Here is a 26,725-nt window from a genome sequence, read left to right as displayed (position 1 = left end):
GCGCCTCTGTTGCCTCGATTTTTTTAGGGGGACAACATGATGAACAGAAAATGGCTATCATCCATTTTAGTCGCTATTTTTAGTATTGCGGCACTTGTATTTATTATTATAGGGAAATTTAATTTTGCTGTACTTGCAATGACAATTATGTTTGCCATGTCAAATGGCTTTAGAGCAAAAAGTTTTGAAGAACAAGGATATGGAAAAGAAGCAAAATGGATGAAGTATATGGCGATATTTTTTGCGTTAGCTTCAATCATCGTATTCATCATTATTCTTACAGACTAATATTTACAAAATAACAGGTGAATTTCACACCTGAAAATGTGAACAGTGCTAAAATGAGATTATATCAATCAAGTAATAAAATAAGATAAGTATTTACAGAGGGAGGACCTACTCTTTTCGTATGTGCTATTTTTAAAAGGGGCATAAATAGTGAAAAACAATCGTCTTTTGCTCATCATGGGTGCTTTGATTTCTGTTGCGTTAATCGTATCTATTTTTGTAGTTTACAACTATAAAAATAATCAAGTAAATAGTGCATCTAATGAGCAACCAAAATCTACAGAAACAAATAAATCAACAGACCAAGATTCTTCTACAACAGAGAAGACAGACACTACACCTGAAACACCTGAAAAGCCAGAGCAGCAACCAGACGAAAATGGCTATCTGCCTAATCAAACTTTACCTACCGAACCAACGTATATAAAAGGCATTCTGCTAGCAAATAAAATTTATCCGCTTCCTTCTACCTTTGCACCTGAGGAAAATCCAGAAGCAAGACAAGCGCTCAATCAAATGCTAGAGGCTGCCAAGCAACAAGGGTTTGATTTAGTTGCTTTTAGCGGTTATCGTTCTTTTGAATATCAAACAACACTTTATAACAACTATGTTAATCGTGATGGACAAGAGGCGGCAGATCGATACAGTGCTCGTCCAGGCTATTCAGAACACCAAACAGGCTTAGCGTTTGATATAGGAGAGCGTGGAAAAGAAGATGTATGGCTGACAGAGGAATTTGGAGAAACACCAGCAGGGCAGTGGTTATTTGCACACGCTCAAGAGTATGGGTTTATTCTACGATTCCCTCAAAACAAAGAGGAAATTACAGGCTATATGTATGAGTCTTGGCATTATCGTTATGTTGGTAAGGATGTAGCTAAAGAAATTGCTAAGCAAAGCATTACGCTAGAAGAATATTTAGGCGTGAAATAAGAAAAAGGAAGAGATGCGGTTCTAAACGAACAAGCTCTCTTCCTTTTTCATTTTATAAGATAGGAGTTAATAACCGAGATATTGATTCTTTAAATTTGATCAATGAGGAACGGTTTTGGTACATCTCCCACGTCAGCTCTGTACAATCAAAAATATCCTTTTCAAACAGCTCCGCCAGCTGATGCGAAATGTTGGCATCATAGATAAAGGCATTCACCTCGAAATTTAAGCTAAAGCTTCGAACATCGATATTAGCTGTACCAACAGTGGAAGCCTCATCATCGATAATGATAGCTTTGGCATGAATAAAGCCCTTTTCATAGATATATACTTTTGCTCCTGCACGAAGCAGCTGTCCAACATAGGAATATGTAGCCCAATAAACAAACATGTGATCTGGCTTGTTAGGGATCATAATACGTACATCGATACCGGACAAAGTCGCAATTTTAATGGCATCTAAGAAGCTTACATCGGGAATAAAATAAGGCGTTTGAATATAGATATACTTTTGAGCCATATTTATCAGCTTTAAGTAACCAATCTTAATTTGCTCCCAATCGGAGTCAGGTCCGCTTGATACAATTTGTAAACCAACATCACCTTTTTTCGGGATAGCAGGGAAGTAGCGGTCCGAGTAACCCATCTTTTGCTGGGAGCTTGCTTGATTCCAATCTAATAAAAAGCGTGTTTGGAGTGGATGTACAGCACTACCTTCAATACGTAAATGTGTATCTCTCCAATACCCAAACTTTTTTTGTAAGCCTAAATATTCATCCCCAACATTAAAACCTCCGATATAGCCAATACGGCCATCAATGACAACGATTTTTCGGTGATTTCTAAAATTTAAACGGGGATTAAGTAGTGGGAAGATGGAAGGGAAGAAGACTTCTACCTCGCCTCCGGCATTAAGCAATTCTTTGAAATGACGTTTCTTCACATTACGTGAGCCCATCTCATCATAGAGGAGGCGTACTTTGACACCTTGCTGCGCCTTTTTAATTAGTGCTTGAACGATTCGTGTTCCTAAATCATCAAGACGGAAGATATAGTATTGAATATGGATATGGTCCTTAGCCGCTTCAATATCTTTAAGGAGCTGTTCAAATTTATTGGCCCCATCATCAAAAATATCTAGATGATTGTCCTGCGTTAAAACGGCATTGTTTGTTCTAAGGTGCATGTAAATCATCTCTTGATAATTCTCTGCATTTGAAATACGAAACTCAAATGTTTCATTACGAATGGCATCCATTTGATAGTTGATGAGCGTATCGATACCGATATCTTTACGCCCTTCCCAACGGAATAAATGTTTTTTTCGTAACTGTCTTCCAAGTAATAGATACAAAATAAACCCAGCTAATGGTATGAAAAATAGGACGAGAATCCATGCCCATGTAGATGTAGCATCTTTACGTTCTAAAAAAATGATAGTCATGGCTAATAAAATATTAAAAAATAAAGTAAAAGGAACTAAGTATTCTATATCTGTAAAAATGCTCATTCCTACACCTGCCTTTACTATTGATAATAACATACTTAGTATAGCCTACTTCAAATGAGGAAAGAAGATTTTAAATAGCTAGTTAGCATAGAAAAGGATTATCTCTATGATTTACTAGAGATAATCCGAATTGCTTGATAATCATTCTATCGTAGCCATGATCAATGTTAATCAAAACGCAACGATTTTTTAGAGGCTTTAAAAATAAAAATTAAGCTAATAGAAAGAATAGCGATTACTGCTGATGTATAGTAACCGAGACTTGCATGCATTGTAAATAACCAGGTGAAAAATAGTGGACCTAGTATGCGTCCCAGATTATCCATGGAATAAGATAGTCCAGCTGCTGTACCATATTGCCCGCCAGATTCTTTAGAGGATAGTGAAACAACACATGTTCTCGCAAGTGCGTTTCCGGCTGTAAAGACACATAATGCTAGCCCTGCGATAAATAGGTTAGCGGTTAACGTGAATAAAAGCATACCCACAGCCGTTACAATTTGTGCCCCGATTAGCCAAGTTGTCTCACTGCCGTTTTTAATTCGGCGAACGACACCACCTTGTATCGCAGCATCAACAAAGCCACTAAACATAAATAAATAACCAATTTGTAATGGTGTAATTTGAATTTTTTCGATTTGGAATAGTTGGAATGTAGCTTCTACACCTGCTAACATAAATGTTACTAAAAATGAAAACATAAATAAGTAACGCACACGGTATTGTAGCATTTTCCCAGCACCTTTTGGCACAATAGCACGTTTATTTGAATCTTTTCGTTTTTCAGGTTCTTTTAAGACGAAACTTGCATAAATAAATAATAGTCCAATTAATATAGCTGATGCGATAAACGGTAATTGCAAGCTATAATGACCTAGCATTCCACCAATTGCTGGGCCAAAAATAAATCCTAGACCGATGGACATACCCATAAAGCCCATATATTTATTACGTGTCTCCTCGCTAGACATATCTGCAATAAATCCTGTTACAGCCGTATATAAAGCTCCTGAAAATAATCCTCCTACAACGCGGGAAACATATAAAATAGCTAAGTTATCAATAAATAATGAAAAAATAACAAAGCTTAGGCTAAAACCAATTAGTCCCGTTAAGATTAGCTGTTTACGACCTACCTTATCTGATAGCATGCCCCAAAATGGTGCAGTGAAAAAGCTAGCTAATGAATAGACGGTCAGTAAGCCACCAACATGGAGATTATCCCAATTTTGCTGCACAATAACCTCAGGTAAGACTGGAATAATAATACCGAACCCTAGGTAAACGAGGAATTGAACAGACATTAATAATAAAATTGCCTTTTTCATATAGTTCCCTGCTTTCATACATTATTTCAATATGTATATTCTAACCCCGTTGTTCTTGCTATTACAAGAAAACGGAAGGAGAAACATGGATAGACGGCTTTTCTTTTGCTGTGAAATAATGTAAATGAATAAAATATGGGGGTTTAGGTTAGTTTATAAATGTTTGGTGGTGAACAGGGCAGGGTATAAAAAAATACAATGTCACAAAAAAGAAAAATTTCAAAGCAAAGTTAAATGGTATGATAAACTTGTCAGACATCATACTCGTAGAAAAATGAAACTTTTTTGCCAATTAAACGTTATATAAAATCGAGGAAAGATTGAGGTGGAATGTATGAGGAAAGAAGTAGATTTGAAAAAGATTGTTTCGAATTTATCTAAGTTGGGTGTAACAGCCACTGTAACAAAGTCTCGACTAGAACTTTTAAAAGTGCTAACACCACCAACGCAGACACCGCAAGTTCAAGCTTAACTCGTTTACAATAGAAAAAGGGAAGTCTCTGTACTAGAGGCTTCCCTTTTTCTATTTTTATTCATCTTCATCATGTGTAGTAAACATGTATGTCCGATAGTGGAACCTCATACTAAAGACAAGTCCGATAGCTAGAGCATTCCCCATTAATGAACTACCACCATAGCTAATGAATGGAAGTGGAATACCGGTAATCGGTAATAATTGAATCGTCATTCCTATATTCTCGAACACATGGAATGTAATCATAGCGATAATACCAGCACAAACATATGTTGAAAATGGGTCTTTCAATAAAAGAGTAGTTTTTGTTAAATGATAAATTAGTAGGAAGAAAATACAAATAACAATGCTTGCCCCAATAAAGCCCCATTCCTCACCGATTACAGTGAAAATGAAATCGGTATGGTTCTCTGCAACATATACTTCTCGGTTTCGAAAGCCCTTACCGAAAATTTCACCTGATCCAATTGCATTGAGCGATGTAATTAAATGGTAACCATCACTGGAAGAATAGGAGTAGGGATCGAGCCAAGAATAGATTCGAGCGAACTGATACGTTTTAAAACCGAATGTTTTCTCTAAGAAATCTTGCATATAGAGAGCCATCCATAATAGTGAACCACCTGCTACTACGCCACCTAAAAATGTAGGTAATATTATTTTCCATGAAATACCTGCTACAATAATAAGGGCAGCGGTAATGGCAAAGAATACAAGTGCTGAACCAAGGTCTGGTTGTTTCAAAATAATCGCTAATGGAACGATAAGAGTTAAACCGATTTTTCCTAATAATAAGAAGTCTGTTTTTAATGATTTTAATGAATAGACTTCATGATGCTTACTAATTAATCGTGCCAGTGCTAAGATGTAGAATGTTTTCATAAACTCTGAAGGTTGAATGTTACCAAGCGGTGTATGGTACCAGCTTTTTGCGCCATTGACCGGTGCACCAATTTGACCTTCTCCTTCAGGCATAAATATAAGCAGTACCAATAAGGCAATCCCTGCTCCATACATATACCATGACATTTTTTTATATTGATCTGGCTCAAAAAACATCACTATGCCAATAATTACTGCACCAATTACATACCATTGCATTTGTTTTGGAACGTAGTTAATGCCATATTGACCGGATGTTTGGGCAGATGCAATAGCTAACAAACTAATGACTAGAAAAGTGAAAAGAATAAAAGCAAGGGTCCAGTCAAAACGATTTGCGAAATTTCGTTTATTTTCCATAAAATCCACCTAAATAAAAATAGTATCTCAATATGAGTAAATATAATGCGTTTCTTCCATTTTCGTTTATAATGTTGAAAGAATAGTGCGAATTCAAAATCAGAAAGAAGAATGTCTACTGATAAGATTGCAATTTGCTTTGAACGTTGTCAATGGAACTTTTAAGCAAATATTTTAACTCAATGAGTAATCGAAAACCTGTATGCAAATGCATGTGTAACATTCCTATTATAACGCAAAAAGCACTTTTATGCCTGCGTATATAGTTGTGACGACAATTAACATAAAATGTTTCAAAAAAATCGAGTTTAGTCTTATAATGTAGTGAAGAATGGGGTGATGGTTGTGGCTAAAAAATTAAAGTCAGCTGATGATTTTATGTATCATATTTATGTTCATATGAATGATGTCGATAAATTTGTCATTTTTAGCGGGTTAAAATTCTCGCAATTTGCGGCTTCGCTTGAACCACTGCATCACTTACTTTTATTAAAACATTCCTATGAAGACGGTTCTTTTAATATGCATACACAATTTGAATATGTATTGGATGAAGAGGTACCCCATTTTGTAAAAAAATCGGCTGAGTCCAAGGAACTATGTTGGGTCGATTTTATGGATGAGAAGAGGCTAGACCATCTAACACCGATGGAACAAGGGGAATTGCTTTACATAAGTCATAAAAAAGAACCGATTACATCTGCATTTTTTAACAAATTGCAAAATAGATTCGTCTATTACTCTTCAGATTTAGAAAAAATGACAAAAATTTATTTCCGACATTTAAGTGATTCGGATTTATTGGTGGCAAATGTTTTTAATAGTTTAATTCGCGAAAAGGAACGTAGCTCTGGATTTTGGCGTAGAAAAGTAAAATCAAGTATCCCTACCATTTCACCTGAATTCTTACGTTCTTATCGATCATTTGCTAAAGACGGTGCATTATTATCGTTGTACCGTATTGAAAAACCAAAAGTGGCATATGGGATAGAAGTCCGCAACCTGTCAGAATATTCTTTTCCTGATGAAGTATGGGACGATTTAAATACCATTTTGAAAACTGAGCACGATGAATTGATTTATATTATTTAACGAAATATACACTTAAATCTCACCGTCGAAAATTACGGTGGGATTTTTATGTCATTTGTCAAGACGTTTCGTGATAAACTAATAGTACTCAAGAAGTATGTGGAGGGCACAAAAATGAAAAAAAGAATCGGTTTATTATACGGCGGAAAGTCAGCGGAGCATGAGGTATCCTTATCAACAGCTCGTGCAGTCACTGGTGCTTTGAATTTCGAGGAGTATGAAGTATATCCGATTTTCATAACATCTGAAGGAGAATGGCGACGTGGAGATCGTTTAGAAAAGCCTGTAAGTACTATCGAAGAACTACAATTTGGTGATAATACTACAATTTTAGAAAATAATATTACTGATTTTTTAATCGATGAACATGGCAAATCAGTACAGTTCGATGTTATTTTCCCATTGCTACATGGAACAAATGGTGAGGATGGAACCGTGCAAGGTTTACTAGAAGTTTTAAATCTTCCCTATGTAGGAAATGGGGTTTTAGCATCTTCTGCTGGAATGGATAAAGTGGTTATGAAGCAATTATTCGAGATTGCTGGTTTACCACAAGTGCCCTATACGTACTTTATTCGCAGTGAATGGAAGAATGAACAACAGGCTATCATTGAACGCTGTGAAGAAAGATTAACTTGGCCAATGTTTGTGAAACCTGCAAATTTAGGATCTAGCGTTGGAATTAGCAAAGCAACAAGCCGTGATGAATTAAAAAAAGCAATCGAGGTTGCCTTACAATACGATCGTAAAATTGTTGTCGAGCAAGGTATTATCGCTCGAGAAATTGAACTTGCCGTCTTAGGAAATGATTATCCGGAAGTTTCAGTACCAGGTGAAATTAAACCTGTTACAGAATTTTATGATTATGATTCTAAGTACACGGACGGCTCCACAGCACTTATTATTCCAGCTGAGCTACCAGAGGAAACAGAATCAAGCTTAAAAGATCTGGCAAAACGGGCTTTTAAAGCGATTGATGGTAGCGGTTTAGTTCGTGCCGACTTCTTTGTAACAGCTGATCATAGCGTTTACATTAATGAAGTCAATACATTGCCTGGTTTCACGCCAGTAAGTATGTATCCACTATTGTGGCAACATACAAATGTAAGCTATCCAGAGCTGATCAATCGTTTGATTACGTTAGCCATTGAACGTTTTGAAGAAAAACAACAGCTTCACTATAAAAAAGACTGAGTGGGATTATTGTGAAAAAAACATTAAAACAATTAGCTGCATGGTTAAATGAGGATATGTCGGCTTACGATGATACGGTTGTATCAGGAATTTCCATTGATACAAGAACAATTCAACAGGGGGATTTATTTGTACCATTTCGTGGTGAGCAAACAAATGGACACCGGTTCGTTGCTCAGGCGTTTGAAAAAGGTGCAGGTGCTTCTCTCTGGCAAAAGGATGAACCTAATCCGCCGGAAGGTATACCTTTATTGTTTGTGGATGATCCGGAAGTAGCTTTACAGGAAATGGCACGAGCTTATCGTAATGAACATAAAGCCAAATTTATTGGTATTACTGGCTCTAACGGTAAAACATCAACAAAAGATATTTTAGCGGGTACACTTGCACCGTTCTTTAAAGTTCAAAAGACAATTGGGAATTTTAACAATCAACTAGGTTTACCGATTACTATTTTACAGCTTGATGAAGATACAGAGGTAGCTGTCCTTGAAATGGGAATGAGTGGATTCGGCGAAATTGAATTTTTAACAAAGCTAGCTCAGCCACATATGACAGTTATTACAAATATCGGTGAGGCCCATATGCAGGACTTAGGGTCCCGTGCAAGTATCGCACAGGCAAAGTTTGAGATTATTCAAGGAATGCAGCCGGATGGCCTATTATTCTATGATGGAGATGAACCATTGCTACAGGAATTAGTGGCTAAGGAAATGCATTTAAATGCCGTAGCGTTTGGATTAGAGCCAAATAACCTTTTATATGCTGATCATATTCATGCCAATGCTAATGGTAGTAGCTTTACTACCCACGGTATGATAGAGGGTGACTTCTTTATTTCTGTACTTGGAAAGCATCAAGTGAAAAATACATTGGTTGCCATGTTAATTTCTCATCAACTAGGTTTAAAAAATGAGCAAATTCGTACATCCTTAGAGCATGTAGTATTAACAGATATGAGGATGCAACAAGTACAAGGTACAAATGGTGCATTATTTATTAATGATGCTTATAATGCTGCACCTACCTCTGTAAAAGCGGCTATTCAATTTATCGCTACTTCAACTATTCGACCTGAAAAATGGCTTGTATTAGGGGATATGCTAGAGCTTGGGCCGGATGAACAGCGTTTCCATGAAGGGCTAGCGGAGGAAATAGATGAGCAAGAAATCGATTACGTTTGTCTATTTGGGCCTCGAATGACTCATCTTTATGAAGTATTAAAAGAGCGCTTTGGAGCAGAGCGATTGTTATATGCCGAAGATGATTATACGGCTATTATTGAAAAACTAAAACTTGCTAATGAATCATCTATTGTTTTGCTGAAGGGTTCCCGTGGTATGAAATTAGAGACAATTTTACAAGCTTTTACGTCATAATTTTCATTGAATCGGTGGGATAAATTGCTCACCGATTCATTTTTTTAGAGGTTTCTTTGTTAAACGAGGTGAGGGATTTGTCAATAGGTGTACTATGCATTCATGGCTTTTCAGGTGGTCCCTATGAGATGGAGCCGTTTACAACATACTTACGGACGCATACGGATTGGCTCATAGTAGAACCAACATTATCGGGTCATGGTGAAGCCTTGCATATGGATGGATTTACTGCAAAGCACTGGTTAATGGACGCAGAGCTAGCCATACGGTCATTAGCTAAAAAAGTAGATGAGCTCATCGTTGTTGGATTTTCAATGGGGGGCATTATAGCTTTATATTTGGCGAAACGTTATAAGGTAAAAAAGCTAGTATTATTGAGTGCTGCTGCAAAATATATTAGTCCTAAGCAACTGGTCATTGATTTCAAATTACTTGCGACAGATGCATATCATCATAATTTAACGAATAATGAGCTATTTTTACGTTATCGACATAAGTTTAATAATGTGCCATTAGCTTCAACAATTGAATTTATGAAATTGGTTCGAATCGTGGAACCGTATTATCGGCATATCGAAATTCCTGTCTTTATAGTGCAAGGGAAACAGGATGGAATAGTGCCGTTTAACACAGCACAATTTCTTTATGATGAATTGGCTTCCACTGATAAAATTTTGTATTTTTCTGATAATGGAAGGCATCATATATGTCTTGAGGAAGATTGCTCCGATTGGTTTCCGCGGGTTTTGCTGTTTTTAAAGGATACTTGAAGTAGTCAGATTATTACGACTCATGCGTTATCGTTGCATACGTATTAAAGCCATGTTAGACTAGTGTAAGCAATGGATACATTTTGTGCGAAGACTCTTCATATTTGGTTGAAGAGTACTTTTTTTTGAACACAACGGTTTTATTCTAAAGTGAATAATTACGACAGAATCGAACCGCTCGGTAAAGACCGGGCTTTCCTTTTCATATAAGAGAGCTCTACATGAATGATCATGTAGAGAGAATTTTTAAGTAACGGAAACGTTCCACTACACAGGCTCGAATTTGCCGACAACTTCATCTGAAAATGTAACCATTTGTCAACTTAAAAGGAAAAAAAGGAGATTGAGAAGTTTGACAAATTTTTCAGAATTAAATATTAGCGAATCTACATTACGCTCTGTAAAGCGTATGGGATTTGAAGAAGCAACACCAATCCAAGAAGGTACTATTCGTTTTGCTATTGAAGGCCGTGATGTATTAGGTCAAGCGCAAACAGGTACTGGTAAAACTGCCGCTTTCGGGATTCCACTAATTGAAAAAATCGATCCAAAAAACCCTAATATCCAAGCATTGGTTATTGCTCCAACTCGTGAATTAGCTATTCAAGTATCTGAAGAGCTTTACAAGATTGGCTATGATAAACGTGTGAAATTATTATCAGTTTACGGGGGACAAGAAATTGGCCGTCAAATCCGTGCACTGAAAAATAAACCTCAAATCATTGTTGGTACGCCAGGACGTATTATTGACCATATTAATCGTCGTACGTTAAAATTAGAAGATGTGCAAACATTAGTATTGGATGAAGCAGATGAAATGTTAAATATGGGCTTTATCGATGATATTAATTCCATCCTAGAAAACGTTCCTGCTGAGCGTCAAACATTACTGTTCTCAGCAACAATGCCGCCAGCAATCCGTAAAATTGCGGAAACATTTATGCGTGATCCAGAAATCGTAAAAATTAAAGCAAAAGAATTAACTGTTGATAATATTGATCAATATTTCGTAAAATCTGCTGAACGTGAAAAATTCGATGTTTTATCTCGTTTATTAAATGTTCACCAACCAGAACTTGCTATTATCTTTGGTCGTACAAAACGTCGTGTAGATGAGCTAGCTCAAGCTTTATCTATTCGTGGTTACCTTGCTGAAGGTATTCACGGTGATTTAAGTCAAGCTAAGCGAATTTCTGTATTGCGTCAATTTAAAGAAAATAAAATTGATATCCTTGTTGCGACGGATGTAGCGGCACGTGGTCTTGATATTTCTGGTGTCACACACGTATACAACTTCGATATTCCACAAGACCCTGAATCTTATGTTCACCGTATTGGTCGTACAGGTCGTGCAGGTAAGTCAGGTCTTGCTGTTACGTTTGTAACGCCACGTGAAATGGGTTACTTGCGTATCGTAGAAGAAACTACGAAGAAACGTATGACTCCACTTCGTCCGCCAACAACAGATGAAGCATTAGTAGGACAACAACGATTAGCTCTTGATACTCTTGAAGGTCTTATTGCTAATAACAACTTAGGTGATTACCGTACACTTGCGTCAGAAATACTTGATAATCATGAGGCAATTGATGTTGTTGCAGCTGCTCTTCGCTCATTAACGAAAGAGCCAGATGATACACCAGTAACAATTTCAGAAGAACGTCCATTACCAATGCGTCGTGAACGCTCTAGCAGTAATCGTGGCGGTGGAGATCGTGGTCGCGGTGGTAATAATCGTAACTACGGTGGACGTCGTGACTCTCGTGGTGGAGATCGCCGTAATAGTAATAGTAACAGTAGCAGTCGTCGTGAAGGTGGTCGCCGTGAAGGAGGCCGTCGTGAAGGTGGACAAGGTCGTTCTCGTTCTCCTCGACGTCACGAAGATTAATTTTCGTAAGTAGATATTAAAACCTTGCAGTCATACTGGCTGTAAGGTTTTTTTTCGTATATAGTTGAAACAAAACGGTCATGAATTCCGTATAACCTACTATAGAAAAGAGGGGGAACGACAATGAGAGCTCAACCAGTGCATCAAATTTCCCGTAAAGGGTTAACTGTATGGCGTTTATATGGTGTCATACAAACAGTGGTGCTATTAATTGCAGCAGGAATCGTAAGCTATGGTACTTATTATTTTGAATGGCCAACGTTTATTTATTACATAGCTGGGGCGATTGTAGTATTAAGTGCCATATTATCAGTTTTTATTTTTCCTAAAATTAGATGGGAACGATGGCGATATGAAGTGCGAGAACATGAAATTGAAGTACAACATGGCTTATTTGTAGTAAAACGTACGCTCATACCAATGGTTCGTGTCCAACATGTTGATACGACACAGGGACCGATTTTAAAGAAATATGATTTAGGTAATATCTCCATATCAACGGCAGCAACCGTACATACAATTCCCGCACTTATCATGGACGAAGCAGATTCACTTCGTGCTCGTATCTCTGAGTTAGCAAGGGTGGCGGAAGATGATGTCTAAGGAGATTAATCGTTTACATCCTATATCAGCAGTAATTACGAGCGTCAAAGCATTAAAAAGTATGATATTACCCATTGCGATCATTATCATAACGAATGGCTTTAATTTTTCACTAAATTTCCGTAGTGATCATTTTTTTGATACCATTTTACTCTTCGGTGTATGGGGAATAGCCGCACTCCTTGCATTGATTGGAGGCATTATTAAATGGCGGACATTTGTTTATTGGTATGAGGATGGAGAACTCCGTATCAAATATGGATTGTTTGTTAAAAAGAAGCGTTATATTCCGTTTGAACGTATTCAAAGTTTGAACTATAATGAAGGAATTTTCCACCGTATTTTTGGATTAGTCAAAGTTCAGGTGGAAACAGCAGGGAGTAAAGGTGGCAAGCCTGAAGTAGAACTTACTGCAATTCGTAAAGAAGCGGCAGATGTTATTGAACTAGAAATGCGCCGTGCCAAAAATGAAGGTGTAAACCAACAATATGCAGAACAGACGGAGGTCGCAGACGATTCAATTTCAATTTCCGCACCAACTCTTTACCATATGTCCATGCGTGACTTACTAGTGTTAGCCACAACTTCTGGTGGGATTGGTGTTGTGTTATCTGGTCTTGCTGCTATCGCCTCTCAGTTTTCAGATATTATTCCTTATGAAACTGTTTTCCATGAGTTGGCTGATTTTGTGAAAGTCGGGGCCTTTTTAATAGCGATATCGGTTATGTTAATTTTAATAGTAGCCTGGGTTGTTTCTGTCCTTATTACCTTGATTAATTACTATGAATATACAGTCCGTATCGAAGAAGATAAGCTGATCATAACTAAAGGACTTTTAGAGAAAAAGCGTATAACCTTACCTTTAAACCGAATCCAGGCTATTCGTATTGTTGAAAATCCATTGCGTCAATTAACAGGCTTTGCAACGGTTGTTGTTGAGAGTGCTGGAGGTAATGGTGAAGAGGGGAAGGATAAAAAAATTACCTTATTCCCACTCATTAAGAAACAAGATTGTATGCAGACATTAGAGGGTCTTTTCCCAGATATGAATTGGAATCCTTCCTTTACTCGATCACCTAAAAAAGCAAGACCTTTCTTTTATCGCATAGATTTTATTTGGCTTGTCCCTATTATTGGTGCATGTAGTTATTTCTTCTACCCGTATGGTCTATTGTCATTGCTACTCATTCCATTAACGATACTACTTGGGGTTTGGCAGCATAAAACAGCAGGCTATCAAATTGATGGGAAGCAACTGGCTTTACAATATAGAGTATTCAGTCGAATCACATTGATAGTGGAGAAAAAACGTATACAATCGATGGGAAGTACACAATCGTATTTTCAAAAAAGAAAAAATGTTATGTCTATAAAAGCAACAGTCATGTCCGGAGCATCCGGTACAACGGGTAGTGTTTCGAGTCTGGAACAACGAGATGCTGAAACAATATTATCTTGGTACGAACATTAAATGCAAAGCTAATTCTTTCAATTTTATGGAAGGATTAGCTTTTTACATACAAATATTTGGTAATGAAGTTTATAATAAAATAAATAGAACAAAAGGGGTGGGGACTATGTTTAAATATGATATTAATGAAGACGCTTATTTAAAATTATTGGATTTAAGTGATGTTCATGATTTATTTGCATTGACTGATCGTTCAAGGGATACATTACGTGAATGGTTACCTTTTGTAGATGGTGTTCAGACAGTTAAAGATACAGAGGCATTTGTAAAAAAGGCTATGCAACAATACGCTGATAACGATGGGATACAGGCAGGAATTTACTATGATGGACAGCTCGCGGGTGTCATTGGGTATCATCAAATCAACTGGCAACACAAGTGGACAAGTATTGGCTATTGGTTAGGGAATGAGTTTGTAGGCAAGGGGCTTGTAACAAATTCAATGAAAGCATTAATTGATTATGCCTTTCATTATTTGAAGCTACACCGTATTGAAGTGCGAGTAGCGGTTGGAAATATTCGTAGCCGTACGATTCCAAAAGTGTTGGGCTTTCATGAAGAAGGGCGATTAAGGGATGCGGAGTGGCTGTATGATCATCATGTAGACCAAGTGGTTTATGGTATAACGGCAGCTGAGTGGAAAAAAATTAAGATGACCAATGAAGCGACGGTCGCCCTGTAAAAAGCGATTCATATAAAGAGGAGCAGTGCCATGAGATCTAACTTATAACCCATGGTGCTGCTCCTCTCTTAAATTATGGTCTACCCGCCATTTTTTGTTTGCGCCAGCTTAAAATTCTTTTTGGATGTAAATAAATAAGCCCTAGAATGAATCCGGTTACTAGCCCACCTAAATGTGCAAAAACGTTTACATTCGGTTGAAGAAAAGTCATAATGACACTGATAATGATGATTGGTAAAATAAGCTTACGAAGCATTGGCATTGTTCTACGAGTATAATACACTAATGCCCCAAAAGCACCAAAAATTCCAAAAATAGCTCCGCTTGCACCAAGACTCGCATAACTACTATCATAGAATATGTAGGTTGCCATGTTGCCAACAATACCCGATACTAAATAAATTGTAATAAAACGGGCTTTACCTGCAATTTTTTCAAGCTCTGGTCCAAAGAGATATAAGGAAAACATATTAAAAAACACATGCATAAACCCTGCATGTAAAAACATAGCAGAGAATACACGCCACCACTCACCTTTTTGAACGAGGAAATTCGCTTGAATTCCGTAATTCCACAAAAGAGTTCCTACACCGGGTAAAAGAGACAATACATAAAGAATTAAATTGATTGCTATTAACGTTGACACAACAGGGTAATACTTTGTATATTGCTTAAAATTTTCTGTTCTACTAAACATGGCTCCACCTCAATTTACAATTATTATACATGCCTTGTTGGAAATAGGTAAAGGAGAAGGTTACATGATTAAGGGAATTGGTCTAGATATTGTAGAAATAGACCGTATTGAAAAAGCGATGAAGCGTACAGATAAATTTAAAGACCGCATTTTATCAACAAGGGAAAAAAAATTATTTGATGGTTACTCAGAAACTCGTAAAATAGAATTTTTAGCAGGACGCTTTGCTGCGAAAGAAGCATTTTCGAAAGCGATGGGTACTGGCATTGGCGAACAATGTAAACTTCATGATATGGAGATATTACGAGGAGAGGCTGGAAAACCCGTTTTATATTTTAAGGGGGAGCTTGCCAATGGTTTTGTTAGTATTACGCATTCCAAGCAATATGCAGCTGCTCAAGTAATCTTATTAGAATAGGAATGAAGTTGTCTAAAAAGGTTAGCCAGTAAATTTAAATATATTGCCTTTTCTACAAATGACATAACTGACAAATACGGTTCATATATTGTCGTAGTGGATTTGAAAGAAGAAAGGGTGAAAGCGTGGGCAACCGAATAGTTAAATGGCTCGTCTTATTTTGTACGATATTACTTCTGTCGGCATGTGGTACAGCCTCACAGGAAAAAGTGTTGAAGAAAGTGAATGGTAAATGGGGAGAGACAAATGGCTATGAATTAAATGCTACGATGGAGATCAAATCTGGTGGGGAGCCTAGAAATTATAATGTAACAGTATGGCATACTAAACCTGATTTCTATCGAGTAGAAGTTATGGAAAGTGGAAAAGATGTTTCTCAAATGATTGTGCGTAATGCGGATGGCGTATTTGTTGTAACACCAACATTAAACAAAATGTATAAATTCCAAAGTGATTGGCCTAAGAAGAATAGTCAAGCATATCTAATAGGAGCTCTTGCAGAAGATTTAGCAGAAGATAAAAATCTTGTCATGAAAGAGGAAGAGAAAGCATATATATTTGAAGCGGCTACTAGAAATAGCTATAAAAATAGTATGCCTCATCAGGTGATTACAGTAGATAAGAAAACTTTACTACCAACTTCTGTTGTCATTATGAATGATGTGAAAGAAGAACAAATTCGAATTACATTTAAGAAAATTAAACTAGGTGTGCAGCATGCTGCCAAAGAGTATGCAGTTGAGCAATTTACAGATAAAGATAAAACTAAAGGTGAACAAGCTACACCAGCAGAGAAAGATGGTAAAGAAGACAAAGAAGACAAAGAAGCAGTTGGTGCAGAAGTAGAATATCAAGAGTTCCAAACTAGCTATCCAGTATTAAATTGGGCACAATTGGCGAATGAAAAAGTCGTTCAAGAAAGTGGTATGGAACGCGTTATCTTAACATTTGAAGGAGAAAAAGCCTTTACAGTTATGCAACAGCCAGTGACAAAGGAAAACTCTATGTTACCAGTATCTTCGCCTGGTGATCCAGTTGATTTAGGATTTACAATAGGTGCGATTACAGATACTTCAGTTAGTTGGGAAAAAGATGGTGTTGAATTCTTTGTAGCTTCCAGTAAACTAACGCGTGAAGAAATGATTGAAGTTGCTACATCTATGACGATAGGTAGTATGAAGTAACTTTTCTAGCTACAGCTTTCTAGTTCATGAAAGCTGTAGCTTATTGACAATATAAAAATTTGTGGTTTAGAAAATGTTAAGTGATTGTCTATAAAGTAAACGTTTCAGGACTAATAAACGTATAATTGTACAAGCTAAATAAAAAATATGTATGTAATACATAATGTTTTAATTAAAAATAAAGAGGGTATTCTTATGAAGACACAGCAATATTTTCGACCAACGAAAGCAATGATAAATCTACAAGCAATCCAACAAAACGTCAAAAATTTAAAAAAATTTATACGACCTAATGTTCAAATAATTGCTGTAGTAAAGGCGAATGCATATGGTCATGGAGATGTAGCCGTAGCACAGGCAGCTCTTGAGGCTGGTGCCACAATACTTGCAGTGGCAACGCCTGATGAAGCATTACATATTCGAGCACATTTTGAAGATCCAGACATACTAATATTAGGTGCATCTCCAGTGTCCTTTGCTCCTTTCGCAGCTCAACAGCGTATTATGCTCACTGTGTATGGAAGTGAGTGGGTACAGCAAGCAGCACCACTTATAGCCAATGAAGCGCTTCCTTTACTGCTACATATGAAAGTAGATAGTGGTATGGGTAGAATCGGCATTCGCTCTGAGCAGGATTTGTTAGCATTGTATCAGACAATTGATTCTACTGATAATGTAGAGTTGAACGGAATATTTACGCACTTTGCAACAGCGGATGAGAAAGATACAACTTATTTTGATCAGCAAGTACAATTTTTTGAAAGCTGTTTAGCAGTATTGCCGATAAAGCCGCCACTTGTTCATGCATCTAATACAGCAGCTTCATTAGTAAAGGATTCTAACTTGCAGTATGATGCTGTGAGATATGGGATTTCAATGTATGGTTTATCACCGTCCTCCTATGTAGAGAGTATCCTACCCTTTGCCTTACAACCTGCATTTTCACTCGAAAGTGAACTTGTTCATGTGAAGGAAATAAAAAAAGGTGAATCTGTAGGCTATGGAGCTACATATGTTGCGCCAACAGATATGTGGATTGGAACTCTTCCAATAGGTTACGCAGATGGTGTTATTCGTAAGTTAGGTGGACAAGAGGTTTTAATTGATGGACAGAGAATGCCGATTGTTGGACGAATTTGTATGGACCAATGTATGGTTGCCCTACCAAAAGCATATGCTATAGGTGAGAAGGTAACACTTATTGGCCAACAAGGACAGAATAGGATTTCCATCGATGAATGGGCAACTAAGCTTGAAACCATTAACTATGAAATACCATGCATGATCACAGCAAGAGTTCCTAGAATATACTTTTAATAAACACATTTATGCCAATATATTTTAGCTTTCAATTTATGCCAGTATGAAGAATTTGGTCAATTAATAAGCACTGGAGATCTTATTTCTTTTCCGAATGATAGATGAATCATAATTGGTAATAAGTTGCAATAATAATTATTCGTCATATACCTTCGACAGCCAACATATTTTTACAATTTGTACTTCAAATTGTCAGATATTTTGTCATTTCATGTCTTTTCAACAATATCTTTCAATGATAGAATGGGAAGTAATGAAAAGTGTATGGTTCCGTTGGAGGTGCTTGCTGTGTACGATAAAAAGTTAAGAGAAGCTACAATTGCTGTTCAAGACAGACTATTTCTACAAACAAAGGAAGTAATTGAAGGTGAATCTTTTGTGCGTTCTTTAGCGCGCAAAAATTTAATGCAGGAGCAACCAAATCAAATACGGGAAGCTATGATTAAAGGATATGTTGAAATGTCTCATATTAATTTAATGATCGCGAGTGAATGCTTGCATGCAGAATATGAAGCACAACATATGGTGGAGCGTCTCGTAAGCGGGGGATGACACTTTGAATGTAAAACGTGGTGACGTTTTTTTTGCAGATTTATCACCGGTAGTAGGCTCTGAACAAGGGGGCACTAGGCCGGTGCTGATTATTCAAAATGATATTGGCAATCGATTTAGTCCGACTGTCATCATCGCGGCTATCACTGCACAGATTCAAAAGGCAAAGTTACCGACACACGTTGAAATCAATGCTGAAAAGTATGGTTTTGAACGTGATTCGGTTATTTTGCTAGAACAAGTGCGGACAATTGATAAGTCAAGATTGACAGATCGTATTACACAACTTGATCATGCTGTGATGGAAAAAGTTGATGGTGCGTTGATGATCAGTTTAGGTCTAGTTAAATTTTGATATACATATGTGTATAGAAAGCATCGAGATAATTGATATCTCGATGCTTTTTTGTCTTTTCTATTCCTTCAGTTATTTCGTATACTTTGAAATTCTTATGTCATTAGTACATAGGAAGAATGTTGAAATGTTTGATGGTAGCAAAAAATCTCTTCGTTATTATGCTATGACGTATTTGATAAATAATAAAAAAAGATTTAAGATATACACAAGATTTTTAATAAAAATAGATTATTGAAAAAATTCTTAAAGGTATATGAAAATATACATAGAATATTCCATTTATAAATACTATATAGTTTGTGTGTAATATGTCGAATAAAAGTAAAAGGGTATTACTCCGTAAGGAAATGGAGGGGCAGCAGTGACAAGTAAGTCTTCGGTTGAAATTATTACAGAGTGGGATATTATTACAGCAAGACAACTGGGGCGTAATGAGGCAAAGGCACTTGGATTTGGCACTGTTGATCAAGCTCGTATAACCACAGCTATTAGTGAATTAGCAAGAAATATTTATTTATATGCCAGTATAGGTATAATTGAAATTGAAAGAATTGAGACAGAAACTGAAAAGAAAATAGTAGTTGTTGCAACTGATCAAGGACCTGGAATTAAGGATATTCGCAAAGTAACAGAGGATGGTTATTCTACATCGGGGGGTCTAGGTGCTGGCCTTCCAGGGGTTAAGCGATTGATGGACAGCTTACACATCCAATCTGTCATTGGAGAGGGTACAACAATAAGGACCGAAAAATGGCTGCGTTAGGACGTGAAGAAATTGAAACAATTAGAAGCTCAGTATAAAAAAATATTGTCAGATTATATGTTGAATCAAACAGAAAAAAATCTATATATTGCTCAAAATTTCACACGTCAATTAATTCAAAAAAGTATAGCCCCTGAGGATGTTGTTAGTATTCATAAAAATGCTGTAGAAGCAATATTTCCTAATCGAATGGGTGAATCGCAGCCAGCATATGATTTTCTTATTGAAGTTATGGTGCATTATGGTATGGCACATCGAGAGCATCAAAGCTTACTACAAAAACAGGCTGAGTATGAATTGGAAATGAAGATTGCAACTAACATTCAAAAGACCTTATTAAAATCATATGTGCCTGAGCTACAAAGTATTGATATAGGAATGGTTTCGTTTCCTATTCGTAAAATGAATGGTGATTATGTTCATTTTTTTCACGATGGAGAAGAGTATTTAAGTGTGGCAGTAACAGATGTTGTAGGAAAGGGTGTACCTGCTGCTTTATGTATGTCTATGGTGAAATACGGACTTGAGACATTGAGTTATGCCTATAAAGATCCTTCGTATGTTTTAGAAGTCATTAATAGGGTAATAGAAAAAGGTGTTGATGATAGTATGTTTGTTTCTATGTTCTATGGCTGCTTAGATATTCGCCAAAATATATTTTCCTATGCTTCTGCAGGACATGAGCCGGCTTTACATTATAGAGCCAAGCAAGATGAATTTATTCCTTTAGAAGCTAAAGGCTTATTACTAGGTGTGTTGTCTGAAACCAAATATACATTTCATGAAATTGTTTTAGAGGAAGATGATTTGATCATCATGATGACCGATGGAGTAACAGAATTTAGAGGGCAGGATGACTTAAATTCAAGAGAAATTATTTCAGCACTCATAAAAGAAAACAAGTACTTATCAGCTCAACAATTGTGCTTGCTTCTATATAGAGAGATAGAGAAAATACAGGATTTTAAACTGACAGATGATTTTACTGTAGTTATTTTAAAAAATAGGTTTACGTTTTAATGAAACAGGGAACAGAAAATAGTCTAATAAATATGGTGGAGGTGTGCTATATGGACGTTACAATACATTTTAAAGAAATTGATCATAAATTATTTGGCTTTGTAGAAGGTGAAATTGATACGTTTACGGCATCAGGATTACGTGAAGAATTGGAAGCTGTAAAGATTACAGAAGGATTGGAAATTGAACTCGATTTATCAAAGGTAAATTACATGGATAGTACAGGACTCGGGATTTTTGTTGCCTTTTATAAAAGAACATTACGTGAAAATGGCAAAGTGAAGCTCGTTGGTTTATCGACTAGATTACAAAGATTGTTTGAAATTACAGGACTGAGTGATTTGATGGATATCGAAACTGATAAAAAGGTGGAATTAAGATAATGAAGGAATTTGACTATATTGAAATTAGAGTTCCTGCTAAACCGCAATTTGTCAGTGTTATTCGGTTAACTGTCTCTGGCTTAGCAAGCAGGATTGGCTTTAATTATGATGATATCGAAGACTTGAAAATTGCTGCAAGTGAGGCTGTCACTAATGTCGTGCATCACGCTTATAAAGAAGATGAAGAAGGCGAAATCGTCATCGGATGTGCGTTATACGACAATAAAATGGAATTGATGATTGCTGACTACGGTAATAGTTTTAATTTCGAGGAGATTAAAACTAAGATTGGACCGTACCATCCTGAGGAAAATATTGCAGGGCTAAGAGAAGGTGGGTTAGGGCTTTATTTAATGGAAACTTTGATGGATGAGGTGATGATCAATAACGATGGTGGCGTAACTGTCTTTATGACAAAGTATGTCACTAGGGAGCAGGTGGAAAAAAATGTCGAAAGAATCACTACATAAATCTTCATCCAAAGAAGATGTATTAAAGTGGATTGAATTGTACCAATCAACGGAGGATGATGAAGCGCAAACGAATTTAGTGATTCATTATCGATATCTAGTTGAGTCAATAGCACGTAAGTATTCGAATGGTAAATCTTATTATGATGATATTGTTCAAGTAGGGATGCTGGGTTTATTAGGTGCAATTAGACGTTTTGATCCAAATGTTGGCCGTAGTTTTGAAGCATTTGCTGTACCAACAATTGTTGGAGAAATCAAGCGCTTTTTACGTGATAAAACATGGGATGTTCATGTGCCTAGACGCATAAAAGAAATTGGGCCGAGAATCAAATCTACGGTGGAGGCGCTGACTATTGAATTGCAGCGTTCTCCATCCATTCAAGAAATTGCCGAGCGTTTAGATGTAGCGGAGGAAGAAGTATTAGAGGCTATGGAAATGAGCCGTAGTTATCAAGCTCTTTCTATGGATCATTCAATAGAGTCAGATTCAGATGGTAGCACCGTAACACTATTCGATATTTTGGGTAGGGAAGACGATGGCTATGAAATGACTGATAAACGAATGATTGTTTCCGAGGCAATGGTTGTTTTGAATGAAAGAGAAAAACAAATCATTCAGCTTACATATTTAGAGCAACTAAGTCAAAAAGAAGCTGGAGAACAATTAGGGATTTCTCAAATGCATGTATCTAGAATACAAAGAAAAGCAATCAAGAAATTACAAGAGGCTATTCTAGCAAGTGGCGGTGTGTCGCTCTAATCCATCAATGGGTGTGCTGTGAATCATACTAAACACCTTTTAAATGTTTGAAAATAGTCTACTCATATTCGTTTGAGTAGACTATTTTTTTGCATTTTTAGTAAAGTGTAATGGTAAAATGAAAAGAAAAAGGTAGTGATGGTGTGGAACAAAAGCAAATGTTACAGCTCATTGCAAAAGATGTAGCGGTTAAACCAGGGCAAGTTGATGCTGTTATTAAATTATTAGAAGAAGGAAATACAGTTCCGTTTATTGCGCGTTATCGAAAAGAAGTAACGGGATCTCTGGATGAGGTGCAAATTAAAGCTGTAGAGGATCGTTATCACTACATACAGCAGCTCGAACAACGGAAAGAAGAAGTTATTCGATTAATCCAAGAGCAAGATAAGCTTACACCAGAATTAGAAAAATCTATTCTTTCAGCAACAGTACTACAGCGTGTAGAGGATTTATATAGACCTTACAAGCAAAAGCGTCGTACTAAGGCTACTATTGCAAAAGAAAAGGGCTTAGAACCACTGGCAGATCTTTTAGTAGCTTTTAGTCATGATCCACTAGAGCAACTAGCTATTAAATTCGTCGATAATGATCAAGTAGCTAATACTGAAGACGCGCTAGCAGGAGCGAGAGATATTTTAGCAGAACGCTTTGCTGATGATGCTGCTATTCGTGAGAAAATTCGTACGTATTCATTGAAAGATGGCGTACTTGTAACGAGTGTGAAAAATGCAGAAATAGATGAGAAAAATGTATTTGAAATGTACTACGAGTATGAGGAGCCTGTTAATCGAATTGTTCCTCATCGTATTCTAGCGATAAATCGTGGGGAAAAAGAAGATGTTTTAAAAGTTTCGATTCATGTTCCGGTGGATCGCGTATTGATGATCATGTGGAAAGAATGGATACCAGCAACGGGAACATCTCCTGCTATTGCTGAAGTGAAGCTAGCTATCGAAGATTCGTACAAGCGTTTAATTCAACCTTCTATAGAAAGAGAAATACGTAATGAGCTTACTGAAAAAGCAGAAACACAGGCTATTCATATTTTCTCTGCAAACTTACGTAATCTACTATTACAACCACCTATGAAAGGCAAATATGTCTTGGGCGTTGACCCAGCTTATCGTACCGGTTGTAAATTAGCAGTTGTCGATGAAACTGGGAAAATGCTAGAGGTTACCGCTATCTATCCACATCCACCTAAACCAGATGTGGCAAAATCGAAAGCTGTTGTAAAAGCAATCTTAGCAAAATACCCAATTAGTATAATTGCTATTGGTAATGGGACAGCCTCCCGTGAAACAGAACAATTCATTGTTGATGTATTAAACGAGCTGACTACGGACGTAGCCTACGTTATTGTTAATGAAGCGGGAGCATCTGTGTACTCAGCATCGGATATTGCTCGGGCTGAATTCCCTGATTTACAGGTTGAGCAACGAAGTGCTGTGTCTATTGCCCGACGCTTACAAGATCCTTTATCAGAGCTAGTGAAGATTGAACCAAAAGCAGTTGGAGTGGGGCAGTATCAGCATGATGTTTCTCAAAAGAAATTAAATGAATCATTAACATTTATAGTAGAAACAGCAGTTAACCAAGTGGGAGTTGATGTAAACACGGCCTCTTCATCACTTTTACAATACGTTTCTGGTTTATCTAAAACAGTTGCAGAAAATATCGTGAAGGTTCGAGAAGAGAATGGTCAATTCACTACCCGTGTACAATTAAAGAAAATTCCAAGATTGGGTGCGAAAACTTATGAGCAAGCCATTGGTTTCTTACGTATCTCTGAGGCAAAAAATCCATTTGATTCTACAGGTATCCACCCTGAAAGCTATCATCTTGCAGAACAGATTTTAGGAGAGGCAAAGATCGATAAAAAAGAACTTGGAACGAAGAAGGCGGAGGAAGCTATTGCTGCTTTGGATATTCAACAATTAAGTGGAGTACTAGAGATTGGTGTTGTAACGATTCAAGATATTGTAGATACTTTGATGAAGCCAAGTCGTGATCCACGTGATGCGTTCCCACAGCCATTGCTGAAAACAGATGTATTGAAAATGGAAGATTTAAAAGTTGGTATGGAGCTACAGGGAACTGTGCGAAATGTAGTAGACTTTGGAGCTTTTGTTGATATTGGTGTGAAGCAAGATGGACTTGTGCACATTTCAAAACTTCAAAATAAACGCATTAAACATCCATTAGAAGTTGTGGCGTTAGGAGATATTGTAACCGTTTGGGTTGAACAGATTGATGTTAGTAAAGGGCGGATTTCTTTAACAATGCTTCCTCCTAAAAATCAATTATTAGATTGAGTAATAAATTTTTACCACGCTGTGCATACTACACAGTGTGGTATTCTTGTTGTTGGAGGTGATCAAGTTGGACAATGAGGAACTACAACAGCTTGTATGTCGAATTTCTTTGGAAAGTTTTCAAAAACCATTTATACACCAAGCTTATTTTAATGGAAGGTTACGTTCAACGGGCGGGCGATATCTTTTACAAACGCACAATATTGAGATCAATCCAAAAGCTTTTGAATTATATGGTATTAAGGAAATTCAAGGCATTGTACTTCATGAACTGTGTCATTACCATTTACATATTGAAGGTAAGGGGTATCAGCATCGGGATAAAGAATTCAGGGAACTATTAAATAAAGTAAAGGCACCTCGTTTCTGTTCAGCGTTACATACTTCTAAATCATCTATAAAAAAACAACGACGCTACACCTATACATGTACTAATTGCCAGCAATTATATGTAAGAAAAATTAAAATGAATGTTGAAAAGTACTGTTGTAGCAAGTGTTTGGGCAGGCTTAAATTATTAGAGTAAAAAAATATTAAAAAAAGATTGACGTATTGTTTAGTTATCCCTATAATAGTAAAAGTCGACAAGATAACGACGACAACATAACACTCATTATTCCGAAGTAGCTCAGTTGGTAGTAGCACCTGACTGTTAATCAGGTTGTCGCAGGTTCGAGTCCTGCCTTCGGAGCCATGGCCCCTTGGTCAAGTGGTTAAGACACCGCCCTTTCACGGCGGTAACACGGGTTCGAATCCCGTAGGGGTCATTTTCATAATTTACTTTGCAAATAATATTGGTCCCGTGGTGTAGCGGTTAACATGCCTGCCTGTCACGCAGGAGATCGCCGGTTCGATCCCGGTCGGGACCGCCACTTATTGGGGTATAGCCAAGCGGTAAGGCAACGGATTTTGATTCCGTCATGCCTAGGTTCGAATCCTAGTACCCCAGCCATTCATTTCTTAATTTGAGCCATTAGCTCAGTTGGTAGAGCATCTGACTTTTAATCAGAGGGTCGAAGGTTCGAGTCCTTCATGGCTCATCTCTTTTAAGAAAAAGGTTGACTTTCTATTGATGTATAGTATAATAAGAAAGTTACTAATTGAATGCGGTCGTGGCGGAACGGCAGACGCGCTAGGTTGAGGGCCTAGTGGGGGCAACCCCGTGGAGGTTCAAGTCCTCTCGGCCGCACCAAAGTCAATTACAAAGTTAATTAATTCATATGCGCCCGTAGCTCAATTGGATAGAGCGTCTGACTACGGATCAGAAGGTTGTGGGTTCGACTCCTGCCGGGCGCGCCATATTTTTTTAAAAATAATGCGGGTGTAGTTTAATGGTAAAACCTCAGCCTTCCAAGCTGATGTCGTGAGTTCGATTCTCATCACCCGCTCCAAAAAAAAGTGTTGACAACCTCTTGGTTGTTTGATAAGATTAAATAGTTGTCTGATTCGACAACGTTATGAACCTTGAAAACTGAACAAGCAAAACGTAATCAATAAAGTTTTAAGTAGCTAGCTTAGCTAGTGAACGAAACAAAATTTTGGACATCAAAATTGATGCCAGCAAAACAATTTGAGCTAATCAAATTTCTTTTATGGAGAGTTTGATCCTGGCTCAGGACGAACGCTG

Annotated in this window: 27 protein-coding genes and 8 tRNA genes; 31 read left to right on the top strand and 4 right to left on the bottom strand. The window is 37.1% G+C overall.

The annotated features are described in order from the left end of the window. The first annotated feature begins 36 nt into the window (after positions 1-36). Both AC1Q6O_RS14595 and AC1Q6O_RS14590 read left to right on the top strand, forming a co-directional pair. Complete coding sequence (locus tag AC1Q6O_RS14595) at positions 37-288, top strand: hypothetical protein (protein WP_008177088.1); 252 nt, start codon at positions 37-39, stop codon at positions 286-288. Positions 289-438: 150 nt separating this feature from the next. Further along, positions 439-1,221: a M15 family metallopeptidase gene (locus AC1Q6O_RS14590; RefSeq protein WP_043990250.1), complete on the top strand. Its 783-nt coding sequence runs from the start codon at positions 439-441 to the stop codon at positions 1,219-1,221. A 52-nt stretch (positions 1,222-1,273) separates the two neighbouring features. Here the strand turns inward: AC1Q6O_RS14590 and cls are convergent, their stop codons facing one another. After that, positions 1,274-2,731 (bottom strand): cardiolipin synthase, encoded by a 1,458-nt coding sequence (cls, locus tag AC1Q6O_RS14585; protein ID WP_043990258.1) that lies wholly within the window; start codon positions 2,729-2,731, stop codon positions 1,274-1,276. Positions 2,732-2,898: 167 nt separating this feature from the next. Further along, positions 2,899-4,059: an MFS transporter gene (locus AC1Q6O_RS14580; RefSeq protein ID WP_043990249.1), complete on the bottom strand. Its 1,161-nt coding sequence runs from the start codon at positions 4,057-4,059 to the stop codon at positions 2,899-2,901. 334 nt (positions 4,060-4,393) lie between these two features. Here AC1Q6O_RS14580 and AC1Q6O_RS14575 point away from each other — a divergent pair, with 334 nt between their 5' ends. Beyond that, positions 4,394-4,531: an Lmo0850 family protein gene (locus AC1Q6O_RS14575; RefSeq protein WP_164908744.1), complete on the top strand. Its 138-nt coding sequence runs from the start codon at positions 4,394-4,396 to the stop codon at positions 4,529-4,531. A gap of 57 nt (positions 4,532-4,588) precedes the next feature. Here the strand turns inward: AC1Q6O_RS14575 and AC1Q6O_RS14570 are convergent, their stop codons facing one another. Further along, positions 4,589-5,776: an FtsW/RodA/SpoVE family cell cycle protein gene (locus tag AC1Q6O_RS14570; RefSeq protein ID WP_008177081.1), complete on the bottom strand. Its 1,188-nt coding sequence runs from the start codon at positions 5,774-5,776 to the stop codon at positions 4,589-4,591. A gap of 339 nt (positions 5,777-6,115) precedes the next feature. Between AC1Q6O_RS14570 and AC1Q6O_RS14565 the strand changes: the two genes are divergently transcribed. The 8 genes from AC1Q6O_RS14565 (at position 6,116) to AC1Q6O_RS14530 (ending at position 14,855) form a co-directional block, all read left to right on the top strand. Next, a complete protein-coding gene (locus AC1Q6O_RS14565) occupies positions 6,116-6,868 on the top strand; it encodes a hypothetical protein (protein WP_008177079.1) in 753 nt (250 codons plus the stop codon). 114 nt (positions 6,869-6,982) lie between these two features. Beyond that, entirely contained in the window at positions 6,983-8,062 is a 1,080-nt protein-coding gene (locus tag AC1Q6O_RS14560) for a D-alanine--D-alanine ligase (protein WP_043990248.1), read from the top strand. An 11-nt stretch (positions 8,063-8,073) separates the two neighbouring features. Further along, positions 8,074-9,441, top strand: coding sequence for a UDP-N-acetylmuramoyl-tripeptide--D-alanyl-D-alanine ligase (locus AC1Q6O_RS14555; RefSeq protein WP_239355150.1), 1,368 nt, complete (start codon positions 8,074-8,076; stop codon positions 9,439-9,441). 77 nt (positions 9,442-9,518) lie between these two features. After that, the gene (locus tag AC1Q6O_RS14550) at positions 9,519-10,211 is read left to right on the top strand and encodes an alpha/beta hydrolase (protein WP_089985772.1); all 693 of its coding nucleotides are present in this window, start codon (positions 9,519-9,521) and stop codon (positions 10,209-10,211) included. 352 nt (positions 10,212-10,563) lie between these two features. Continuing rightward, positions 10,564-12,099 carry a degradosome RNA helicase CshA gene (cshA, locus tag AC1Q6O_RS14545; RefSeq protein ID WP_090002031.1) on the top strand — a complete coding sequence of 512 codons (1,536 nt, stop codon included), beginning with the start codon at positions 10,564-10,566 and terminating at the stop codon, positions 12,097-12,099. Between the two features lie 123 nt (positions 12,100-12,222). Continuing rightward, positions 12,223-12,702 (top strand): PH domain-containing protein, encoded by a 480-nt coding sequence (locus AC1Q6O_RS14540; protein ID WP_008177068.1) that lies wholly within the window; start codon positions 12,223-12,225, stop codon positions 12,700-12,702. Next, positions 12,695-14,173, top strand: coding sequence for a PH domain-containing protein (locus AC1Q6O_RS14535; protein WP_043990246.1), 1,479 nt, complete (start codon positions 12,695-12,697; stop codon positions 14,171-14,173). Before AC1Q6O_RS14540 ends, AC1Q6O_RS14535 begins: the two co-directional genes overlap by 8 nt. A gap of 106 nt (positions 14,174-14,279) precedes the next feature. Next, positions 14,280-14,855, top strand: a complete 576-nt coding sequence (locus AC1Q6O_RS14530) for a GNAT family N-acetyltransferase (RefSeq protein WP_089985910.1) — start codon at positions 14,280-14,282, stop codon at positions 14,853-14,855. A 73-nt stretch (positions 14,856-14,928) separates the two neighbouring features. Here AC1Q6O_RS14530 and AC1Q6O_RS14525 read toward each other — a convergent pair whose 3' ends face one another. Further along, the gene (locus AC1Q6O_RS14525) at positions 14,929-15,552 is read right to left on the bottom strand and encodes a rhomboid family intramembrane serine protease (RefSeq protein ID WP_036121030.1); all 624 of its coding nucleotides are present in this window, start codon (positions 15,550-15,552) and stop codon (positions 14,929-14,931) included. Positions 15,553-15,616: 64 nt separating this feature from the next. On the opposite strand from AC1Q6O_RS14525, the gene acpS reads away from it, so the two are divergent. The 20 genes from acpS (at position 15,617) to AC1Q6O_RS14425 (ending at position 26,489) form a co-directional block, all read left to right on the top strand. Next, positions 15,617-15,970, top strand: a complete 354-nt coding sequence (acpS, locus tag AC1Q6O_RS14520; protein WP_089985770.1) for a holo-ACP synthase — start codon at positions 15,617-15,619, stop codon at positions 15,968-15,970. A gap of 125 nt (positions 15,971-16,095) precedes the next feature. After that, on the top strand, positions 16,096-17,154 hold the full coding sequence (locus AC1Q6O_RS14515; protein ID WP_043990243.1) for a LolA family protein: 1,059 nt from the start codon (positions 16,096-16,098) through the stop codon (positions 17,152-17,154). A gap of 195 nt (positions 17,155-17,349) precedes the next feature. Further along, positions 17,350-18,471, top strand: coding sequence for an alanine racemase (alr, locus tag AC1Q6O_RS14510; protein WP_239355151.1), 1,122 nt, complete (start codon positions 17,350-17,352; stop codon positions 18,469-18,471). 291 nt (positions 18,472-18,762) lie between these two features. Continuing rightward, positions 18,763-19,026, top strand: a complete 264-nt coding sequence (locus AC1Q6O_RS14505) for a hypothetical protein (protein ID WP_036162355.1) — start codon at positions 18,763-18,765, stop codon at positions 19,024-19,026. A 4-nt stretch (positions 19,027-19,030) separates the two neighbouring features. Beyond that, a complete protein-coding gene (locus tag AC1Q6O_RS14500; protein ID WP_008177055.1) occupies positions 19,031-19,381 on the top strand; it encodes a type II toxin-antitoxin system PemK/MazF family toxin in 351 nt (116 codons plus the stop codon). Positions 19,382-19,745: 364 nt separating this feature from the next. After that, positions 19,746-20,147 carry an anti-sigma regulatory factor gene (locus AC1Q6O_RS14495; RefSeq protein ID WP_008177053.1) on the top strand — a complete coding sequence of 134 codons (402 nt, stop codon included), beginning with the start codon at positions 19,746-19,748 and terminating at the stop codon, positions 20,145-20,147. Positions 20,148-20,159: 12 nt separating this feature from the next. Beyond that, positions 20,160-21,167, top strand: coding sequence for a PP2C family protein-serine/threonine phosphatase (locus AC1Q6O_RS14490; protein WP_089985768.1), 1,008 nt, complete (start codon positions 20,160-20,162; stop codon positions 21,165-21,167). 50 nt (positions 21,168-21,217) lie between these two features. Further along, entirely contained in the window at positions 21,218-21,550 is a 333-nt protein-coding gene (locus AC1Q6O_RS14485) for an STAS domain-containing protein (protein ID WP_025114281.1), read from the top strand. Continuing rightward, positions 21,550-22,020 (top strand): anti-sigma B factor RsbW, encoded by a 471-nt coding sequence (gene rsbW / locus AC1Q6O_RS14480; protein ID WP_008177047.1) that lies wholly within the window; start codon positions 21,550-21,552, stop codon positions 22,018-22,020. Before AC1Q6O_RS14485 ends, rsbW begins: the two co-directional genes overlap by 1 nt. Next, entirely contained in the window at positions 21,998-22,783 is a 786-nt protein-coding gene (sigB, locus tag AC1Q6O_RS14475; protein ID WP_089985767.1) for an RNA polymerase sigma factor SigB, read from the top strand. Before rsbW ends, sigB begins: the two co-directional genes overlap by 23 nt. Before the next feature lie 143 nt (positions 22,784-22,926). Then, entirely contained in the window at positions 22,927-25,098 is a 2,172-nt protein-coding gene (locus AC1Q6O_RS14470) for a Tex family protein (protein ID WP_008177042.1), read from the top strand. A 67-nt stretch (positions 25,099-25,165) separates the two neighbouring features. Beyond that, a complete protein-coding gene (locus tag AC1Q6O_RS14465; protein WP_043990239.1) occupies positions 25,166-25,624 on the top strand; it encodes a SprT family protein in 459 nt (152 codons plus the stop codon). 91 nt (positions 25,625-25,715) lie between these two features. Further along, positions 25,716-25,792: transfer RNA gene (locus AC1Q6O_RS14460), tRNA-Asn, on the top strand. A 1-nt stretch (position 25,793) separates the two neighbouring features. Next, positions 25,794-25,865, top strand: a tRNA-Glu gene (locus tag AC1Q6O_RS14455). A gap of 29 nt (positions 25,866-25,894) precedes the next feature. Further along, positions 25,895-25,970: transfer RNA gene (locus AC1Q6O_RS14450), tRNA-Asp, on the top strand. A gap of 5 nt (positions 25,971-25,975) precedes the next feature. Further along, positions 25,976-26,050: transfer RNA gene (locus tag AC1Q6O_RS14445), tRNA-Gln, on the top strand. Positions 26,051-26,065: 15 nt separating this feature from the next. Then, positions 26,066-26,138 (top strand) — tRNA-Lys (locus AC1Q6O_RS14440). A gap of 66 nt (positions 26,139-26,204) precedes the next feature. Beyond that, positions 26,205-26,290: transfer RNA gene (locus AC1Q6O_RS14435), tRNA-Leu, on the top strand. Positions 26,291-26,320: 30 nt separating this feature from the next. Next, positions 26,321-26,397: transfer RNA gene (locus AC1Q6O_RS14430), tRNA-Arg, on the top strand. 18 nt (positions 26,398-26,415) lie between these two features. Then, positions 26,416-26,489: transfer RNA gene (locus AC1Q6O_RS14425), tRNA-Gly, on the top strand. The last annotated feature ends 236 nt before the right edge of the window (positions 26,490-26,725 follow it).

The sequence above is a fragment of the Lysinibacillus sp. GW823-FHT06C08 genome (genome assembly GCF_058795135.1).
Note: the sequence above shows the minus strand (reverse complement) of the source record. Positions and strands in the feature narration are given on the sequence as shown.

Bases quoted from the DNA above. Each gene is read 5' to 3' on its own strand.
- AC1Q6O_RS14595 (WP_008177088.1), top strand. From the start codon at position 37: ATGATGAACAGAAAATGGCTATCATCCATTTTAGTCGCTATTTTTAGT.
- cls (WP_043990258.1), bottom strand. From the start codon at position 2,731: ATGAGCATTTTTACAGATATAGAATACTTAGTTCCTTTTACTTTATTT.
- AC1Q6O_RS14580 (WP_043990249.1), bottom strand. From the start codon at position 4,059: ATGAAAAAGGCAATTTTATTATTAATGTCTGTTCAATTCCTCGTTTAC.
- AC1Q6O_RS14575 (WP_164908744.1), top strand. From the start codon at position 4,394: ATGAGGAAAGAAGTAGATTTGAAAAAGATTGTTTCGAATTTATCTAAG.
- AC1Q6O_RS14570 (WP_008177081.1), bottom strand. From the start codon at position 5,776: ATGGAAAATAAACGAAATTTCGCAAATCGTTTTGACTGGACCCTTGCT.
- AC1Q6O_RS14565 (WP_008177079.1), top strand. From the start codon at position 6,116: ATGGTTGTGGCTAAAAAATTAAAGTCAGCTGATGATTTTATGTATCAT.
- AC1Q6O_RS14560 (WP_043990248.1), top strand. From the start codon at position 6,983: ATGAAAAAAAGAATCGGTTTATTATACGGCGGAAAGTCAGCGGAGCAT.
- AC1Q6O_RS14540 (WP_008177068.1), top strand. From the start codon at position 12,223: ATGAGAGCTCAACCAGTGCATCAAATTTCCCGTAAAGGGTTAACTGTA.
- AC1Q6O_RS14535 (WP_043990246.1), top strand. From the start codon at position 12,695: ATGTCTAAGGAGATTAATCGTTTACATCCTATATCAGCAGTAATTACG.
- AC1Q6O_RS14530 (WP_089985910.1), top strand. From the start codon at position 14,280: ATGTTTAAATATGATATTAATGAAGACGCTTATTTAAAATTATTGGAT.
- AC1Q6O_RS14525 (WP_036121030.1), bottom strand. From the start codon at position 15,552: ATGTTTAGTAGAACAGAAAATTTTAAGCAATATACAAAGTATTACCCT.
- acpS (WP_089985770.1), top strand. From the start codon at position 15,617: ATGATTAAGGGAATTGGTCTAGATATTGTAGAAATAGACCGTATTGAA.
- alr (WP_239355151.1), top strand. From the start codon at position 17,350: ATGAAGACACAGCAATATTTTCGACCAACGAAAGCAATGATAAATCTA.
- AC1Q6O_RS14485 (WP_025114281.1), top strand. From the start codon at position 21,218: ATGGACGTTACAATACATTTTAAAGAAATTGATCATAAATTATTTGGC.
- rsbW (WP_008177047.1), top strand. From the start codon at position 21,550: ATGAAGGAATTTGACTATATTGAAATTAGAGTTCCTGCTAAACCGCAA.
- sigB (WP_089985767.1), top strand. From the start codon at position 21,998: ATGTCGAAAGAATCACTACATAAATCTTCATCCAAAGAAGATGTATTA.